The sequence below is a fragment of the Ramlibacter sp. PS3R-8 genome (assembly GCF_037572435.1).
Lineage (GTDB): Bacteria > Pseudomonadota > Gammaproteobacteria > Burkholderiales > Burkholderiaceae_C > Ramlibacter.
Genome location: NZ_JBBHGT010000004.1, coordinates 130,822 through 146,869 on the forward strand (window position 1 = coordinate 130,822; position 16,048 = coordinate 146,869).

Below are 16,048 nucleotides of genomic sequence, written 5' to 3' on the forward strand. Positions count from 1 at the left end.
ATTGACCTGATACCGCGTGATTCCTAGACTCGCGCTCCACGAGCAGTCCCGCCCCCGCGCCCGCCACAGAACAGCCAATCAACGGAGACAACTTCCATGTTCCCTACCCCCCGCAAAGCGCTGCAAATGCTCGCGGTCCTCGCCGCCTGCGGCATCGGTGCCGCCCAGGCGCAGGAGTACCCCAGCAAGCCGGTCCGCATCGTCGTGCCTTATCCGGCCGGCGGCTTCAACGACACGCTCGGCCGGCTCGCGGCCAAGCACCTGGGCGACTACTGGAAGAAGCCGGTGATCGTCGACAACAGGCCGGGCGCCGGCACCATGATCGGCACCAAGGAGGTGGCCGGCTCGGCGTCCGACGGCCACACCATCCTGGTCGTGCAGTTCCCCTACGCTGCCAACCCCTGGCTGTACAAGAACATCGCGTACGACACGCAGAAGGCCTTCGCGCCGGTGATGCTGGCGGGGCGCTCGCCCATGCTGCTGGTGACCCACGCGCAGAGTCCGTACCGCAGCGCCAGGGACGTCCTTGCCGCGGCCCGCGCCAAGCCGAATGTGTTGACCTATGGTTCCTCGGGAGCCGGTTCCTCGAACCACTTGGCGATGGCGCTGTTCGAAACTGCCACGGGCACGCAGATGCGCCAGATCCCCTACAAGGGGAGCACCCCCATGCTGACCGACCTGGCCGGTGGCCAGTTCGATGTGGCCATGGACCTGCTGCCGCACGCGATGCCCTTCATGCAGACGAGCCGCGTGCGCCCGCTCGCCATCGCGGCGCAGAAGCGCTCGCCCCTGCTGCCCGATGTGCCCACGGCCGCGGAAGCCGGAATCCCCGGCTACGAGGTCTCCTCCTGGCATGGCTTCGTGGTGCCGTCCGGCACCCCGCAGTCCGTCGTCGACAAGCTCAACAGCGACCTCAACCGGATGCTGGACGAGGACGAGGTGAAGAAGGCGTTCGCGGCACAGGGTGTCGTGCCCGACGGCAGTACACCGGCGCACTTCCGCAGCTTCATCGATGGCCAGCTGGCCCTGTGGAAGAAGGTCGTGAGCGACCGCAACATCACGGTGGACTGAGTGGCCGTGCACGGGTCCGATCCGCTCCGCCATGCTTGAAACACCCACCGCCCCCCCCCACCTGGGCCGCCGCGCGCAGCGCGTCGAAGACCGCCCGCTGCTGACCGGCCGCGGCCGTTTCGGTGACGACGTGCCCGTGCGCGCCGGCACGCTGCACGCGGCGGTGCTGCGCTCGCCGCATGCCCATGCCCGGCTGCTGGCCGTTCGTGCCGACCAGGCCCTGCGGCTTCCCGGCGTGCGCGCCGTCCTGACCGGCGCGGACGTGCAACGCTGGTCCAAGCCCTTCATCGTTGGCGTGAAGGCGCCGATGGAACTGTGGGCCCTGGCCGTGGACAAGGTGCGCTACGTGGGAGAGCCGGTCGCGGTGGTGGTCGCCGAGAGCCGCTACCTCGCGGAGGATGCGCTGGAGCTGCTGGAGGCCGAGTACGAAACCCTGCCGCCGGTGGCGGACATCCGCGCCGCCATCGCGGAAGGCGCCCCGGTGCTGCACGAGAAGGTCGGCAGCAACGTGGTGAGCGACCGCAGCTTTCGCTACGGCGACCCCGAACAAGCCTTCGCCAGCGCACCGCACCGCGTCGCGCTCACGGTCGAATACCCGCGCAACTCCTGCACGCCGATCGAATGCGCGGTGGTGGTGGCGGAGTTCCTCTCCGAGCAGGACGGCTACGACGTGCAGTCCAACTTCATGGGGCCGTTCTCGCTGCACACCGTGATGGCGATGGCGCTGAAGGTGCCGGGCAACAAGCTGCGCCACCGCACCTTCCCGGATTCCGGCGGCAGCTTCGGGGTCAAGCAGGCCGTGCTCAACCCGGCCGTGCTGATGTGCCTGGCGGCGCGCAAGGCCGGCGCCCCCGTCAAGTGGGTGGAAGACCGGCTCGAGCACCTGACCGCCGCCACCTCGGCCACCGGCCGCCTGTGCCACGCGGCCGCGGCGGTGGAGGCCGACGGCCGCATCACCGCCTTGTCGCTGGACCAGCTCGACGACTGCGGCGGCTACCTGCGCGCGCCCGAGCCCGCCACCTTCTACCGCATGCACGGCTGCCTGACCGGCGCCTATGCCATCCCCAACCTCGGCGTGCGCAACCGGGTGGTGCTGACCAGCAAGACGCCCTCGGGCCTGGTGCGCGGCTTCGGCGGGCCGCAGGTGTACTTCGCGCTGGAGCGCCTGGTGCAGCGCATCGCGGTCGAACTGAAGCTCGATCCGCTGGACGTCTACCGCCGCAACTTCATTCCCAGCGACGCGTTTCCCTACCGGGCCGCCGCCGGCGCGCTGATCGACTCCGGCGACTACCAGCGAGCCCTTGAGCTGGCGCTGAGCGAGGGCGGCTTCGACGAGCTGCGCCAGCGGCAGGCGGCCGCCCGCGCCGAGGGCCGGCTGTACGGCATCGGCTTCGCAGCCATCGTGGAGCCCTCTGTCTCCAACATGGGCTACATCACGACGGTGTTGCCACGCGACCAGCGCGCCAAGGCAGGTCCGAAGAACGGCGCCATCGCCGCCGCCACCGTGAGCATCGACCCGCTGGGCGGCCTGACGGTGGTCATCGCCTCCGCGCCGGCCGGCCAGGGCCACCGCACCGTGTGCGCCCAGCTGGCGGCCGACGTGTTCGGCGTCGATCCGGACGAGGTGTCGGTGAACACCGAGTTCGACACCGCCAAGGACGCCTGGTCGGTCGCGGCCGGCAACTACTCCAGCCGCTTCGCCGGTGCCGTGGCCGGCACGCTGCACCTGGCTTGCCAGCGCCTGCGCGACAAGCTGGCGCGCATCGCCGCCGCGCAGTTCGGATGCGCGCCCGACCAGGTGGTTTTTGCCGGCGGCAAGGTCTACCCCAAGGATGCGCCCGAGCGCGGCCAGCCCTTCGGCCGGCTGGCTGCCAGCCCGCACTGGGCTCCCGGCCTGCTGCCCGAGGGCGAGCCCGTGGGCTTGCGCGAAACGGCCTTCTGGTCGCCGCCGCAACTGACCGCCCCGGACGAGGACGACCGCGTCAACACCTCGGCGGCCTACGGCTTCGCCTTCGACATCTGCGCCGTCGAGGTGGACCGCGCCACCGGCCGCGTCCGCATCGACCGCTACGTGACCACGCACGACGCCGGCACCCTGCTGAACCCGGCCCTGGCCGACGGCCAGATCCGCGGCGCATTCGCCCAGGGACTGGGCGCGGCGCTGATGGAGGAGTTCCGCTACGGCAGCGACGGCAGCTTCCAGTCCGGCACCTTCGCCGACTACCTGGTGCCCACCACCTGCGAGGTGCCCGACCCGATCATCGTGCACCTGGAAACTCCCAGCCCGTTCACGCCGCTGGGCGCCAAGGGACTGGGCGAAGGCAACAACATGAGCACGCCGCCCTGCATCGCCAACGCGGTGGCCGACGCGCTCGGCGTGGCCGACGTCACGCTGCCGCTGACCCCCTCGCGCGTGATGGACCTGCTGGGCATGGACGATCCGCCGCCCTCCCGGGGTGCGGCGCCGGCGCGGCCCGCGGGCGGCAAGGCCGGCAAGGCCCTGGCGGCGCAAGGCGAGATCCTGCTGCCGGCCGCACCCGAGGCGGTGTTCGCCGTGCTGCTGGACCCGGTGGCCCTGGCCAAGGTCATCCCCGGCTGTCACGCACTGCAGCAGACCGGCCCCAACCGCTACCGTGCCGATGTGACGGTGGGCGTGGGCATGATCAAGGCGCGCTACGCAGCCGAGATCGCGCTGAGCGACCTGGAGCCGCCGCACCGCCTGCGGCTGGCCGGCTCCGGCCTGTCCAGCATGGGCGCGGCCAAGGGCAGCGGCCTGGTCACGCTCGAGCCCAGGGATGGCGGCACGCTGCTGCGCTACGACTACGAGGCCGAGGTTTCGGGCAAGGTGGCGGCCGTGGGCGGCCGCATGCTGGAGGGCGCGGCCAAGATCGTGCTGCGGCAGCTGTTCGAACAACTCGGCCGGCAGGCGGGCGGCAAGGGCGCCACGCCTTCGGGCTCATGGTGGGAGCGCTTTCTGGCCCGCCTGGGAGCGGCGCGATGAAGCCGGCGGCCTTCGACTACGTGCGCGCGGAAACCGCCGACGAGGCGGTGCAGCAGCTCAAGGCGCTCGGCCCCGAGGCGCGGATCCTGGCCGGCGGCCAGTCGCTGATGGCCGTACTCAACATGCGGCTGGCGCAACCCAGCGTGCTGATCGACATCTCGCGCACCGACGATCTGGACTTCGTGCGCAGCGAAGGCGGCATGCTGGCGGTAGGGGCGGCAGCCACGCAAGCGAGCGTGGAATGGCGCCCGGCCCTGGCGCGGGAAGTGCCGCTGCTGGCGCAGGCCTTCCCCTTCATCTCGCATTTCCAGGTGCGCAACCGCGGCACCGTGTGCGGCTCGGTGGCCCACGCCGACCCGAGCGCCGAGCTCCCGCTGGTGCTGTTGGCGCTGGGCGGCGAGGTGGTGCTGCGCAACGCCAGGAAGCGCCGCACCCTGCCCGCGAGCGAGTTCTTCCAGGGCATGCTGATGACGGCGCGCGCGCCCGACGAACTGGTCGAGCAGGTGCGCTTCCCGCTGGCCCAGCCGGGCCAGCGCAGCGCCTTCACCGAGTTCTCGGCCCGCCATGGCGACTTCGCCATCGTTTCGGCGGCCGCCGTACGCGACGCGCGCGGCCTTTGCCTCGCCATCGGCGGGGTGTCGGACCGGCCGCGCCTGGCGCAGTGGCCGGCCGACCTGCGCGGCGCCGAGCTGGACAGCGCCCTCAACGACTTCGCCTGGGAACTCGAAGCCCAGGACGACGCGCATGCCAGCGCCACCTTCCGCCGCCACCTCGTGCGCCAGCTCGGCGCGCAGGTAATCGCCCAAGTCACGGAGACCTCCCGATGAAGCAGTTCAGCCGCGACCGCCAGCACACCGTGCGCCTGACGCTCAACGGCGCCGCCCGCAGCGCTGCCTGCGAGCCGCGCATGCTGCTGTCCGACTTCCTGCGCGAAGGGCTGGGCGCGACCGGCACGCACGTGGGCTGCGAGCACGGCGTGTGCGGTGCCTGCACCGTGCAGATCGACGGCGTGGCCAGCCGCTCCTGCCTGACGCTGGCGCTGCAGGTCGACGGCCGCCGCGTCGACACCGTCGAAGGCCTGTGCGATGCGGACGGGCCGATGTCCGACCTGCAGCAGGCCTTCAAGCGCCACCACGCCCTGCAGTGCGGCTTCTGCACCGCCGGCATCCTCATGAGCTGCGACGACTACCTGAAGCGCGTCCCGGATCCCAGCGAAGCCCAGGTGCGCGACATGCTGTCGGGCCATCTTTGCCGCTGCACCGGCTACACGCCCATCGTGGCGGCGGTGCTCGAAACCGCGTCGCTGCGCCGCCAGGCCGCGACCGCCCCCCACACCGGAGACTGATCCATGCTCGACCTCGGTACGACCTTCCTGCAAAGCGTAGAACGCAGCCCCCATGCCCTCGCCCTGGTCGACAGCGGCGTGCGCCTCACCTACGCGCAGTGGCACGAACAGATCGCCCGCACCATGGCCGGCCTGCAGCGCCTGGGACTCGGCCGGGGCGACCGGCTGCTGTCGCTGCTGCAGAACCGCCACCAGGCCGCCACGCTGCACTGGGCCTGCCAGTTCCTGGGCGTGGTGATCGTGCCGTTGAACTGGCGCGCCAAGTCCGACGAGATCGACTACTGCCTGGCCGACGCCGAGGCCAAGGCCGTGTTCTTCGACACCTCCAGCGAGGAGGCCACCGGTGCCAGCGGCGCCGCGCGCGAACTGCCGCGCATCGGCGTCGGCCCGCTCGAAGGCAGCGATGCCACCTGCGATTGGGAGGCCCTGCTGGCCGGCCCGGCGGCGCCCCTGCAGACCGCGGCCGATGCCGAGGACCTGTCGCTGATGCTCTACACCTCGGGCACCACCGGCAAGCCCAAGGGCGTGCCGCGCCGCCACCGGCAGGAGCGCGCCGCGGCGCTGGCGCACGTGGCGCAGAACCTCTACCGCCGCGGCGAACGCACGCTGGGCGTGATGCCCCTGTACCACACGATGGGCGTGCGCTCCCTGCTCGCCATGGCGCTGGTCGACGGCGTGTTCGTGTGCATGCCCCGCTTCGACACGCAGGGGGCGCTGGCCCTGATCGAGGCCGAGCGCCTGACCTGCCTGTACCTGGTGCCCACGCTCTACCACGACGTGCTGACGCAGCGCGAGCGCTCCGGGCACGGCAGCGGCCCCGGCCCCGACATCGCCTCGGTGAGGAAGCTGGGCTTTGCCGGCGCCCCCATGCACGACGCGCTGCTCAAGCGCCTGCAGGCGGCCTTCGAGCCCGAGCTCTTCGTCAACCACTACGGCTCCTCGGAGGTGTACACCTTCTCGATCGACCAGCAAGCGCTGGACAAGCCCGGCAGCGCCGGCCGCGCCGGCATCAACACCCGGCTGCGCGTGGTGCGCCTGGAAGCCGCCGACGTCGACGACCGCGTGGGCCCCGGGGTGGAGGGCCAGGTCATCGCCGACCTGCGCGGCGACGAAGCCTTCGAGGGCTACTGGAAACGCGAGGACGCCAACGCCAAGTCGCTGCGCGGTGGCTGGTACTTCACCGGCGACACCGGCTACCTCGACGAGGACGGCGACCTGTTCGTCACCGGCCGGGTGGACGACATGATCATCAGCGGCGGCGAAAACATCTCGCCGGTCGACATCGAGTCCGTCATCTCCCTGTGCCCCGGCGTGGCCGAAGTGGCCGTGGCCGGCCTGTCGGACGAGCGCTGGGGACAGCGCGTCGTGGCCTTCGTCACCACCCGCGACGGCGGCGCGTCGCTGGATGCGCAGGCGCTGGACGCGCACTGCCGCAGCTCCGACCTGCCCAACTTCAAGCGGCCGCGCGAATACGTGTTCGTCGCCGAGATCCCCAAGTCCCCGGTCGGCAAGGTGCTGCGCCGCAAGCTCGTGGCTGGCGAGTACACGCCCCTGCCGGGCGGCGAGAACCGTTCCGCCTGATCCCACTCCACCCCGCACGCCCATGACCACCTCCGCCCCCGCCCTCTCCACCGACCTGCGCCGCTGGCTCGCCCACCTGTCCGACACCGGCCGCCTGGCCGTCATGCGCGAAGGCGTGAAGCTGGAGCACCAGCTGGCCGCCATCGCCAAGCGGCTCGACGGCCGGCAGGCGGCCTATTTCCCCCGGCCCGGCGGGCATGCCATGCCGGTGGTCTCGGGCTTCATGTCGCGCCGCGGCTGGATCGCCGAAGCCATGGGCGTGCCCGAGTCGCAACTGCTGCAGCGCTTTCGCCAAGCCGCCGAGAACCCGCTGCCCTGGCGGGAAGTGCCGGCCGGCGAGGCGCTTTGCCAGCAGGTGGTGCACAAGGGCGTCGATCCGCGCCAGGTGCTGCCCATCCCCACCCACAGCGAGCACGACAACGGCCCCTACATCACCGCCGGCCTGGTGATCGCCCGCAACCCGAAGACGGGGGTGCAGAACGTCTCGATCAACCGGATCCAGGTTCACTCCAAGGAGCGCATGGCCATCCTGATGCTGCCGCGCCACCTCTGGGCCTTCTACAAGGAGGCCGAAGCGCGCAACCAGCCGCTGGAAGTGGCGGTGGCGATCGGCGTCGACCCGCTCACGCTGCTGGCCTCGCAGGCCATCGCCCCGCTCGATTGCGACGAACTGGAGATCGCCGGCGCCCTCCATGGGGCGCCATTGCGGGTGGCCAAGTGCCTGACCAACGACGTGCGCGTGCCGGCCGACGCCGAGGTGGTGATCGAAGGACGCATCCTGCCGGGCGTGAAGGAGCTGGAAGGCCCCTTCGGCGAGTTCCCCAAGTACTACAGCGCGCGCGAGCACCGCGAGGTGATCCAGGTGGACGCCATCACCCATCGCCGCGATCCGGTCTTCCACACCATCGTGCCCGCCGAGATGGAGCACCTCCTGCTGGGCTCCATCCCGCGCGAGGCGACGCTGCTGGCCCACCTGCAGCGCAGCTTCCCCAACGTGCTGGACGTCCACCTGTCGATCGGCGGCGTCGGCCGCTACCACCTGTTCGTCAAGATCAGGAAGACCCACGAGGGCCAGCCCAAGAACGTGATCTGCGCCGCCTTCGGCGCCCACTACGACATCAAGCAGGTGGTGGTGGTGGACGACGACGTCGAGGTGCACGACCCGCTGCAGGTGGAATGGGCCGTGGCCACGCGCTTCCAGGCGGACCGGGACCTGGTCGTGATCGCCGGGGCGCAAGGCTCGGTGCTCGATCCCTCCACCACGGTGGGCCAGGAATTCGGCGAGAACAGCGCACCCCCGTCCCACCTGCAAGGCATCAGCGCCAAGATGGGCCTGGACGCCACCCGGCCCGTGGTCTACCACGAGCACGTGTTCACCAAGGTGCGCGTGCCGGGCGAGGACACCGAGGACCTGGCCGCGCTGATCGACACCTCGGCTCGCGTCGACTTCGCGACCGGCAAGGTGCAAAGATGACCCGCAAGCGCCTGATCGTGGCGATCACCGGCGCCAGCGGGGCCATCTACGGCATCCGCCTGCTGCAGGTGCTGCGCACGCTGCCCGAGTGGGAAACGCACCTGGTGCTGTCCGCCTCCGGCGCGCTCACCGCTGCCCAGGAGGTGGACCTCAAGCGCAGCGAGATCGAGGCCCTGGCCGACGAGGTGCACAACGTCAAGGACATCGGCGCCGCCGTCTCCAGCGGCTCCTTCCGCACCGCCGGCATGGTGGTGGCGCCCTGCTCGATGAAGACACTGGCCGGCATCGCGCATGGGCTGGGCGACAACCTGGTCAGCCGCGCCGCCGACGTGGTACTGAAGGAACGGCGCCGCCTGGTGCTCCTTGCGCGCGAAACGCCGCTGAACCTGGCGCACCTGCGCAACATGGTCGCCGTGACCGAGATGGGCGCCATCGTGTTCCCGCCGGTGCCGGCTTTCTACGTCCGTCCCGCGTCGCTCGACGACGTGGTCGACCACACCGTCGGCCGCGTGCTGGACCTGTTCGACGTGGATCACAGCGATCTCGTCAAACGCTGGGAGGGCCTGCGCCGGCCCGAGCCGGCCGCCCTGGTACGCATGCCCAATCCCTGATTCCCCTTCGCAATTCCATCGTTTCCCCGAGAGCCCTTCCATGACCCGACTGACCCACCCCGCCCAAACCCTGCTCGAACAACTGGATGGCTTCAGCGTCCAGATCGACACCGCGCGCGAACGCGCCGATGTCGTTCTGCACCGCCCGCCCTACAACATCATCTCCATGGCCCAGCGCGACCAGCTGCGCCTGGTGTTCGAGTCCCTGGACGAGAACCCGGCCGTGCGGGTGATCGTGCTGCGCGCGCAAGGCGAGCACTTCTCCAGCGGCGGCGACATCAAGGGCTTCCTGGAAGCCTCGCCGGAGCACGTCTCCAAGCTGGCCTGGAACATCGCCGCGCCCGCGCGCTGCAGCAAGCCGGTGATCGCCGCCAACCGCGGCTACTGCTTCGGTGTCGGCTTCGAGATTTCGCTGGCCTGCGACTTCCGGCTGGTGACCGAAACCACGCGCTACGCCCTGCCCGAACAGAAGCTGGGCCAGATCCCCGGCTCCGGCGGCTCGGCCCGCCTGCAAAAGATGGTGGGCATCACCCGCACCAAGGACATCGTGATGCGCTCGCGCCGCATTCCGGGCCAGCAGGCCTACGAGTGGGGCGTGGCCACCGAATGCGTGCCGGATGCCGAGCTGGAAGCGGCCACCGATCGCCTGGTCGACGAGCTGCGCGCCTTCTCGCCGATCGCGCAACGCACCGCCAAGAAGCTGCTGAACGACACCGAAGACTCCACGCTGACCGTGGCCATCGAGCTGGAAGGCCATTGCTACAGCCGGCTGCGCAGCTCCGATGACTTCCGCGAGGGCGTCGAGGCCTTCCACGGCAAGCGCACTCCCAAGTTCACCGGTTCCTGAACGCCGCCCGGTTTCGACGGCGCTGCCTCCCATGACCGATGAACAACCCGTCAACAAGCAGGATGCGTGGGACTTCATCGTGGCACGCTATCGCGACCTTACGCCCCACGAGTCGAAGCATCTCCACGCACTGCAGGATGAGCATGGGCTGGACATCGTGCTGCACTTGTTCCAGGAGTACTCGGCCTTGCGGCTCGGACGACCACTCACACCGGACGAAGTCGCCGCCGCCGAATCGCAGGTCGCCGGTTGGCGCTCCGAGGTGATCCTGCCCCTGCGGCGGCTGCGTCGGACCCTGAAGGATCCGTCCGGCTTCGCTCCAGGCCAGGAGGAAAGCGTGCAGGCTCTTCGTGTCCAGATTGCCCAGGCGGAACTGGACGCCGAGCAGGCCGAGTTGTACGCGCTATGTGACTGGCTTTCTTCCCAGGCGTGGGCCCCAACCCGCGCTTCGAAGAACGCGGCCGGCGACCTGAAGCGCGAAAGCCGCACGCAGTACGCCAGTCCCTCCTGGCCGTGGTGACTGCGCACCCGCTCCAGCAAAGACGATGTTCCTTCAGGAGGATCGGATGACGACAGCACTCAGGATGGCGCAGGGCGAATTCGGTCGCCTGGCGCTGCTCGACATGGATACCCCGCTGGTTTCGCATGCGCACTCGCAGTGCCACGTGATCTTCAAGGCCAGTGGCGCCGATTCCGCCTTCTACGTCAGCGAGGAGCGGCTGCCGGTCACCGACCGCACCGCCATCCTGGTGAATGCCTGGGAGCCGCATTACTTCTACAGCGAACCCGACTTTCCGCGCACCGTCTACCTGGCGCTGTACATCGAACCCAGGTGGCTGGCGACGCTGCACGACCCGCTGCGCTTGGCGGCCCATCCCCGCTTCTTCCCGCGGCCCTGCGTCCAGATCACTCCGCGCATCCGCAAGCTGGCGGATGACCTGATCGGGGATCTGATGTCGCCCATCCCGATGAAGCAGGAGCGCCTGGAGAGCGCGTTGTTCGAGCTGATGCTGGCGCTCAGCGAACAGTTCTCGGCATGGGAGAGCATCCAGGACCTGATGCGGCCGGAGGGGCTGCGGCTGCCCGATTCGCGCATCCAGCGCGCGCTCAGCCACATCGGCGAGCACCTGGGCCAGCCGCTGGACGCGGACCGGCTGGCCGCCTCCGCGCATCTGTCGCGCGCGCAGTTCTTCGTGCGCTTTCGCCGCTGCACCGGGATGACGCCGCACGTCTACGTCAACACCCTGCGCGCCGAGACCGCCTGCCGGCGGCTGGCGCAGGCGGACGATCGAACCAGCCTCGGGCGCCTCGCGGAAGACCTGGGTTTTTCCGACCAGGGCCACTTCACGCGCTTCATCCGCGGCCAGGTCGGAGTGACGCCCAGCGAGTACCGGCGCGTGGTGCAGGTGTATTGACTACTTCAGCTTTTCCAGTGTCGCCGCCGAAGGAGCGCAGACCAGCATCGCCTCGAAGGTGTCGAGGATGTTGTCCAGCGTGAACTTGCGCGCCCACAGGCGGGACGAGGCGGGCGCCTCCTCAGCCGGCACTTCCTTGATCGAGAACACCGAAGTCGTGTAGATCGCCACCAGGGACATGCGCTGTTCGAGCACCGGGGCGGGGATGTGGGCCAGCAGCTGGCGGAAATGCTCGAGGCAGCGGCGATAGCCGGTATTCCACTTGGCGCCGATGTAGGCGCGGAACAGCGGGCGATGCGTGAGCTGCACGTTCGACAGGAAGCGCAGGTAGGTGCTGCCTTCGGCTTCGGTCGCCGTCAGCTGGTACACCGGCCGGACGAAGGCGTCCAGCACATCACGCACATGGCGCGGACCGCCGTCCGCCGCCATCTGGTCGAGCAGGGCCAGGCGGAAGGCCTCCACCTTCTGCGCGCCGTCGACCAGCAGTTCGCCGATCAATTCGTCCTTCGATCCGAAGTGGTACTGCAGCGAAGCCTTGTTGCGCTGCCCCGCCGCCGCAACGATGTCGGCCACCGAGACGCCGTCGATGCCGTGCAGCGCGAACAGCCGCTGTGCGACGGCCTTCATCCGGGCCTGCGTTTGCCTTCCGTCCGAGCGCACTGGTTTCAAGGTTGACATGGTTAGTTAAGTGTATAGACTTATCTAAGGCAGTGTACTTAATTTACCGCTGAAAGGCCAGTCCGGTGCGCCCGCGCCGGACTGCTGTGCGAAATGAAAGGAGCCCCCATGAATCGCGAAGAGGAAATCGTTGCACGGTCCCTGTCCTTCAGGAAGCAGTACGTGGAAGACACCCCCGGGTGGTACCGCGGCGAGATGCACCTGGGCTTCACGCTGGCATTCACCATCGGCGTGGCCTGGTATTGCGCAGCGCAGTTGCAGAACACCACCTGGCAGGAATGGCTGTTCGTCGTGGTTCCGATGTTCCTGTTCGGGAACTGGGCGGAATGGGCCGGGCACCGCTACCTGCTGCACAGCCCGAAGAGCTGGATCAAGCCGGCCTACAAGCGCCACGTCGCGACCCACCACCAGTTCTTCTCGCACAAGACGCTCGATTACGACGGCCACAAGGAGTGGCGCGCGCTGCTGTTTCCGCCGTTCGCGCCGGTGCTGTTCGTGCTGGCGGCCCTGCCGGCGGCCCTGCTGATCGGCAACCTGTGGTCGGCCAACGCGGGGTACATCGCAATGCTGACCATGGCGTCGTACTTCCTGATGTACGAAGGCCTGCACACCTTATCGCACCTCGAGCATCCGATCCTGGATCGCCTGCCGCTGGTCAACACGGTACGGCGCATGCATGTACTTCATCATAACCCCGACTTCATGCACACCCGCAACTTCAACCTCACCTTCCCCATCTGCGATGCGCTGTTCGGCACCAGCGACCTGAACAAGGGCCTGCTCGGCACGCTGTTCAATGGCATGTCGGACGAGGCGCGCAACGAGGAAGACCAGGCCAGGCTGCGGGCCCAGCAGGTCCGGCGCGCCGGGCAGGCGCAGCCGGCTGGCGAGGACGCCCCGATCGAGATGGCTGGCATGCAGGAGGCGAGACGGGGCTAAGGCCTCTCCCCCCGCGGTCGCGAATCCATGCTGCGACCGCACATCGATCCGGACTCCATGGCAAAAAGCCGGAGCTTCTGCCAATGCCTCGCCGGGCGTCGGCTCGTAGAGTGCGGATCGAAGTCAAGAGCCCACAAACGAAGGAGACAACACATGAAATTCAACAAGCTGCTCACCATGCTCGCCGTCACTGCCAGCCTCGCCATGGGCACGGCAGCCCACGCGAAGGAAATGCGCCTGGGGCTGATCGTGCCGGCCAGCCACGAATGGTCGAAGGCCGCGGTCGCGATGGGCGAAGAGCTCAAGCAGAAGTCCAATGGCAAGTACTCGGTCACGATCTTCCCGTCCGGCCAGCTGGGCAACGAGGCGCAGATGCTGCAGCAGCTGCAGACCGGGGCGCTCGACATGGCCTTCATGACCGCCGCCGAAATCACCAACCGCGTGCCCGACTACAGCGCGCTGTTTGCGCCCTACCTGGTCAAGGACGTGCGGCAGGCCGGCGTGCTGCTGAACGGCCCAACCGCGCAGAAGATGCTGGAGCGCCTGCCGCGTGAAGTCGGGGCGGTGGGGGTCGGCTACGGCGTGGCCTCGATGCGGCTGATGCTCAACGCCTTTCCGACCAACGCCGCCGCCGACCTGAAGGGCCGCAAGATGCGCATCACGCCGTTCCCGCCGGTGCGCGACTTCTACCAGCTGCTGGGAGCGGCTTCGACCCCGATGCCCCTGACCGACGTCTACGATTCGCTGGCCAACGGCCAGGTGGATGGCGTGGATGCGGACATGGAACTGGTGTACCGCATGAAGTTCTTCGAGCGCGGCAACACGCTGCTGCAGTCGAACCACATGATGTTCCCGGTCGTGGGCCTGGTCTCCGGCCGCCTCTGGCAGACCATGTCCCCGGCCGACCGCGACCTGGTCGGCGGCGCCGCGCGCAAGCACCTCAACGGCCTGTTCGACAAGTACGTCCAGGTGGAGCAGGAGATGGAGAAGGGCGTGCGGGGCACCAAGGTCAAGGTGACGAAGGTCGGACCCGAGTTCTTCGGCGACACGCTCAAGCAGTGGGAAGACATCTGGCTCAAGCGCACTCCGGTGCTGGCCGACCTGCGCCGCGAGGCCGCAGCCATCAAGTAAGGGCCCGAGGCAGCGCGGGGGCGCGCCGCGTCCCCGCGCCGCTTCAAGCTGGAGACTGCCTTGCTCAAAACCATTACAAACATGAGCGACCGGATCGCCCAAGCAGAACGCGGCGTGCTCCGCCTGTTCGCCCTGGCACTGCCGCTGATGGTCCTGGCCAACGTGGCCGGTCGCGCCATGCGCAGCCCGATCTACTGGATGGACGAACTGTCCATCCTGTTGATGGTGTGGCTGGCGATGATCGCCATGTCGCTGACGCTCAAGACCCGCGATGCGGTCGCCGTCACGATGCTGGTCGATGCGGTGCCGCCCTTTCTGATGAAGGCAATGAAAATCCTGATTGATCTGCTGGTGCTGGTGTTCGGCATCGCCCTGCTGGTGCTGTGCTACCGCTGGTTCGAGCCCCTGACGCTGATGCGGCTCGGCTTCGACCTGCGCGAGTTCTCCGGCCAGACCTTCAACTTCATGTACCAGGACACCACGGCCACGCTCGGGGTCGCCAAGTTCTGGTTCTGGCTGGTCATGCCGCTGGTGGCTGTCTCCATCAGCGTGCATGCGCTCTCCAACCTGCTGCAAACCATGGCCACGCCGGCTGCGGCGGCCCTGCCGTGCGGCGTGCCGGCCGCGGCGGCCGGCGACAGGGGAGCGATCCAATGATCACGGCCGTCTTCACTGCCCTGCTGTTTCTCGGCGTCCCCATCGCGCTGGTGCTGGCGATGACCGCGCTGGCCTACATCTATGCAAGCGGCAACCCGGTGCTCTACCAGTCGTTTCCGCAGCAATTCTTTTCCAGCCTCGAAAACTACGGCTTGCTCGCCATCCCGCTGTTCCTGGCGGTGGGCGAACTGATGAACGAAGGCGGCATCACGCGCCGGCTGGTGGCGCTGGCCTCGGTGTTCGTGGGCCACCTGCGCGGCGGGCTCGCCTACATCAACATCCTGGCCAACATGTTCCTCGCCTCCATCATGGGCTCGGCCAATGCGCAGGTCGCGGTGATGGCGCAGGTGCTGGTGCCGGAGATGGAAAGGAAGGGCTACTCGCGCGGTTTCGCGACGGCCACCACCTGCGCCGGCGCCCTGCTCGCACCGGTGATACCACCATCGATGATGTTCGTGGTCTTCGGCGTGCTGGCCCAGATCTCGATCGGCGACCTGTTCATCGCCGGCATCGTGCCCGGCCTGTTGATGACCCTTGCCTTCATCGGCGTGATCGCGCTGCTCGGCTACTACTACAAGTACCCGCCGGGCGAGCGCCTGTCACGCCAGCAGAAGCTGCGCAACATCGGGGCCGCCATCCCGTCGCTGCTGGTGCCGGTCGTCATGATCGGCGGCATCCTCGGCGGGATCACGACGCCGACCGAAGCGGCGGCGGTGGGCGCCCTGACGGCCGTGCTGGTCGGCATCTTCGCGCACAAGGAGGTCCGTTTCGACCGCATCGGCGGCATGCTGCTGCGGGTGGCGCTTAACAGCGGGGTGGTGCTGGTCCTGGTGGCCGCGGCCGGCGTCTTCGGCTGGGTCATCGTGTTCGAGAAGGTTCCGCAGCAGCTGGCGGTTCTGCTCCAGCAGACCACCTCCGACCCCTTCGTCTTCATGCTGCTGGTGACCGCACTGCTGCTGGTGATCGGCACCGTGATCGACGGCATCGCCGCCCTGATCCTGCTGGTGCCCATCCTGCTGCCGGTGGCGACCCAGGTGTACGGCATCAACCCCTACCACTTCGGCGTGGTCATCTGCATCAACCTGACGCTGGGCCTGCTGACGCCGCCGGTCGGCACGGCCCTCTACGTGGCGTCACGCGTGACCGGCGCGACGTCGGCCGAAATCATGCGCCCGCTGATGCCGTTCCTGCTTGCCACGCTGCTGATCCTGATCCTGCTGTGCTGGCAGCCGTACCTGGTGACCGCATTCATCGATTAACCGGTTCGGGCGTCGCGCCTGCGGCGCCCTCCATCCCTC

General features: G+C 68.7%; 15 protein-coding genes. 14 read left to right on the forward strand and 1 reads right to left on the reverse strand.

Going from position 1 to position 16,048, the window contains the following annotated elements; genetic code table 11:
• The first annotated feature begins 96 nt into the window (after positions 1 to 96).
• The 10 genes from WG902_RS15495 to WG902_RS15540 are packed head-to-tail and all read left to right on the forward strand — an operon-like array spanning position 97 to position 11,345.
• Complete coding sequence (locus WG902_RS15495) at positions 97 to 1,071, forward strand: Bug family tripartite tricarboxylate transporter substrate binding protein (RefSeq protein ID WP_340061035.1); 975 nt, start codon at positions 97 to 99, stop codon at positions 1,069 to 1,071.
• 31 nt (positions 1,072 to 1,102) lie between these two features.
• Positions 1,103 to 4,072 (forward strand): xanthine dehydrogenase family protein molybdopterin-binding subunit, encoded by a 2,970-nt coding sequence (locus WG902_RS15500; protein ID WP_340061036.1) that lies wholly within the window; start codon positions 1,103 to 1,105, stop codon positions 4,070 to 4,072.
• Entirely contained in the window at positions 4,069 to 4,899 is an 831-nt protein-coding gene (locus WG902_RS15505) for an FAD binding domain-containing protein (protein ID WP_340061037.1), read from the forward strand. Before WG902_RS15500 ends, WG902_RS15505 begins: the two co-directional genes overlap by 4 nt.
• Positions 4,896 to 5,417 carry a (2Fe-2S)-binding protein gene (locus WG902_RS15510; RefSeq protein ID WP_340061038.1) on the forward strand — a complete coding sequence of 174 codons (522 nt, stop codon included), beginning with the start codon at positions 4,896 to 4,898 and terminating at the stop codon, positions 5,415 to 5,417. The genes WG902_RS15505 and WG902_RS15510 overlap by 4 nt, the downstream gene beginning before the upstream one ends.
• Positions 5,418 to 5,420: 3 nt before the next feature.
• On the forward strand, positions 5,421 to 6,998 hold the full coding sequence (locus WG902_RS15515; protein ID WP_340061039.1) for an AMP-binding protein: 1,578 nt from the start codon (positions 5,421 to 5,423) through the stop codon (positions 6,996 to 6,998).
• Between the two features lie 22 nt (positions 6,999 to 7,020).
• Positions 7,021 to 8,472, forward strand: a complete 1,452-nt coding sequence (locus WG902_RS15520; protein WP_340061040.1) for a UbiD family decarboxylase — start codon at positions 7,021 to 7,023, stop codon at positions 8,470 to 8,472.
• Positions 8,469 to 9,083, forward strand: a complete 615-nt coding sequence (locus tag WG902_RS15525) for a UbiX family flavin prenyltransferase (protein ID WP_340061041.1) — start codon at positions 8,469 to 8,471, stop codon at positions 9,081 to 9,083. Before WG902_RS15520 ends, WG902_RS15525 begins: the two co-directional genes overlap by 4 nt.
• A gap of 40 nt (positions 9,084 to 9,123) precedes the next feature.
• Positions 9,124 to 9,930 carry an enoyl-CoA hydratase/isomerase family protein gene (locus WG902_RS15530; protein ID WP_340061042.1) on the forward strand — a complete coding sequence of 269 codons (807 nt, stop codon included), beginning with the start codon at positions 9,124 to 9,126 and terminating at the stop codon, positions 9,928 to 9,930.
• 31 nt (positions 9,931 to 9,961) lie between these two features.
• On the forward strand, positions 9,962 to 10,450 hold the full coding sequence (locus WG902_RS15535; RefSeq protein ID WP_340061043.1) for a TIGR02444 family protein: 489 nt from the start codon (positions 9,962 to 9,964) through the stop codon (positions 10,448 to 10,450).
• Positions 10,451 to 10,496: 46 nt separating this feature from the next.
• Positions 10,497 to 11,345: an AraC family transcriptional regulator gene (locus WG902_RS15540; RefSeq protein ID WP_340061044.1), complete on the forward strand. Its 849-nt coding sequence runs from the start codon at positions 10,497 to 10,499 to the stop codon at positions 11,343 to 11,345.
• Here WG902_RS15540 and WG902_RS15545 read toward each other — a convergent pair whose 3' ends face one another.
• Positions 11,346 to 11,972, reverse strand: a complete 627-nt coding sequence (locus tag WG902_RS15545; protein ID WP_340061045.1) for a TetR/AcrR family transcriptional regulator — start codon at positions 11,970 to 11,972, stop codon at positions 11,346 to 11,348.
• Positions 11,973 to 12,131: 159 nt separating this feature from the next.
• Between WG902_RS15545 and WG902_RS15550 the strand changes: the two genes are divergently transcribed.
• From WG902_RS15550 to WG902_RS15565, 4 genes are all read left to right on the forward strand, one after another.
• The gene (locus WG902_RS15550) at positions 12,132 to 12,962 is read left to right on the forward strand and encodes a fatty acid hydroxylase family protein (RefSeq protein WP_340061046.1); all 831 of its coding nucleotides are present in this window, start codon (positions 12,132 to 12,134) and stop codon (positions 12,960 to 12,962) included.
• Between the two features lie 153 nt (positions 12,963 to 13,115).
• A complete protein-coding gene (locus WG902_RS15555; RefSeq protein WP_340061048.1) occupies positions 13,116 to 14,093 on the forward strand; it encodes a TRAP transporter substrate-binding protein in 978 nt (325 codons plus the stop codon).
• Positions 14,094 to 14,174: 81 nt separating this feature from the next.
• Entirely contained in the window at positions 14,175 to 14,750 is a 576-nt protein-coding gene (locus WG902_RS15560) for a TRAP transporter small permease (protein ID WP_340061049.1), read from the forward strand.
• Complete coding sequence (locus tag WG902_RS15565; RefSeq protein ID WP_340061050.1) at positions 14,747 to 16,009, forward strand: TRAP transporter large permease; 1,263 nt, start codon at positions 14,747 to 14,749, stop codon at positions 16,007 to 16,009. Before WG902_RS15560 ends, WG902_RS15565 begins: the two co-directional genes overlap by 4 nt.
• The last annotated feature ends 39 nt before the right edge of the window (positions 16,010 to 16,048 follow it).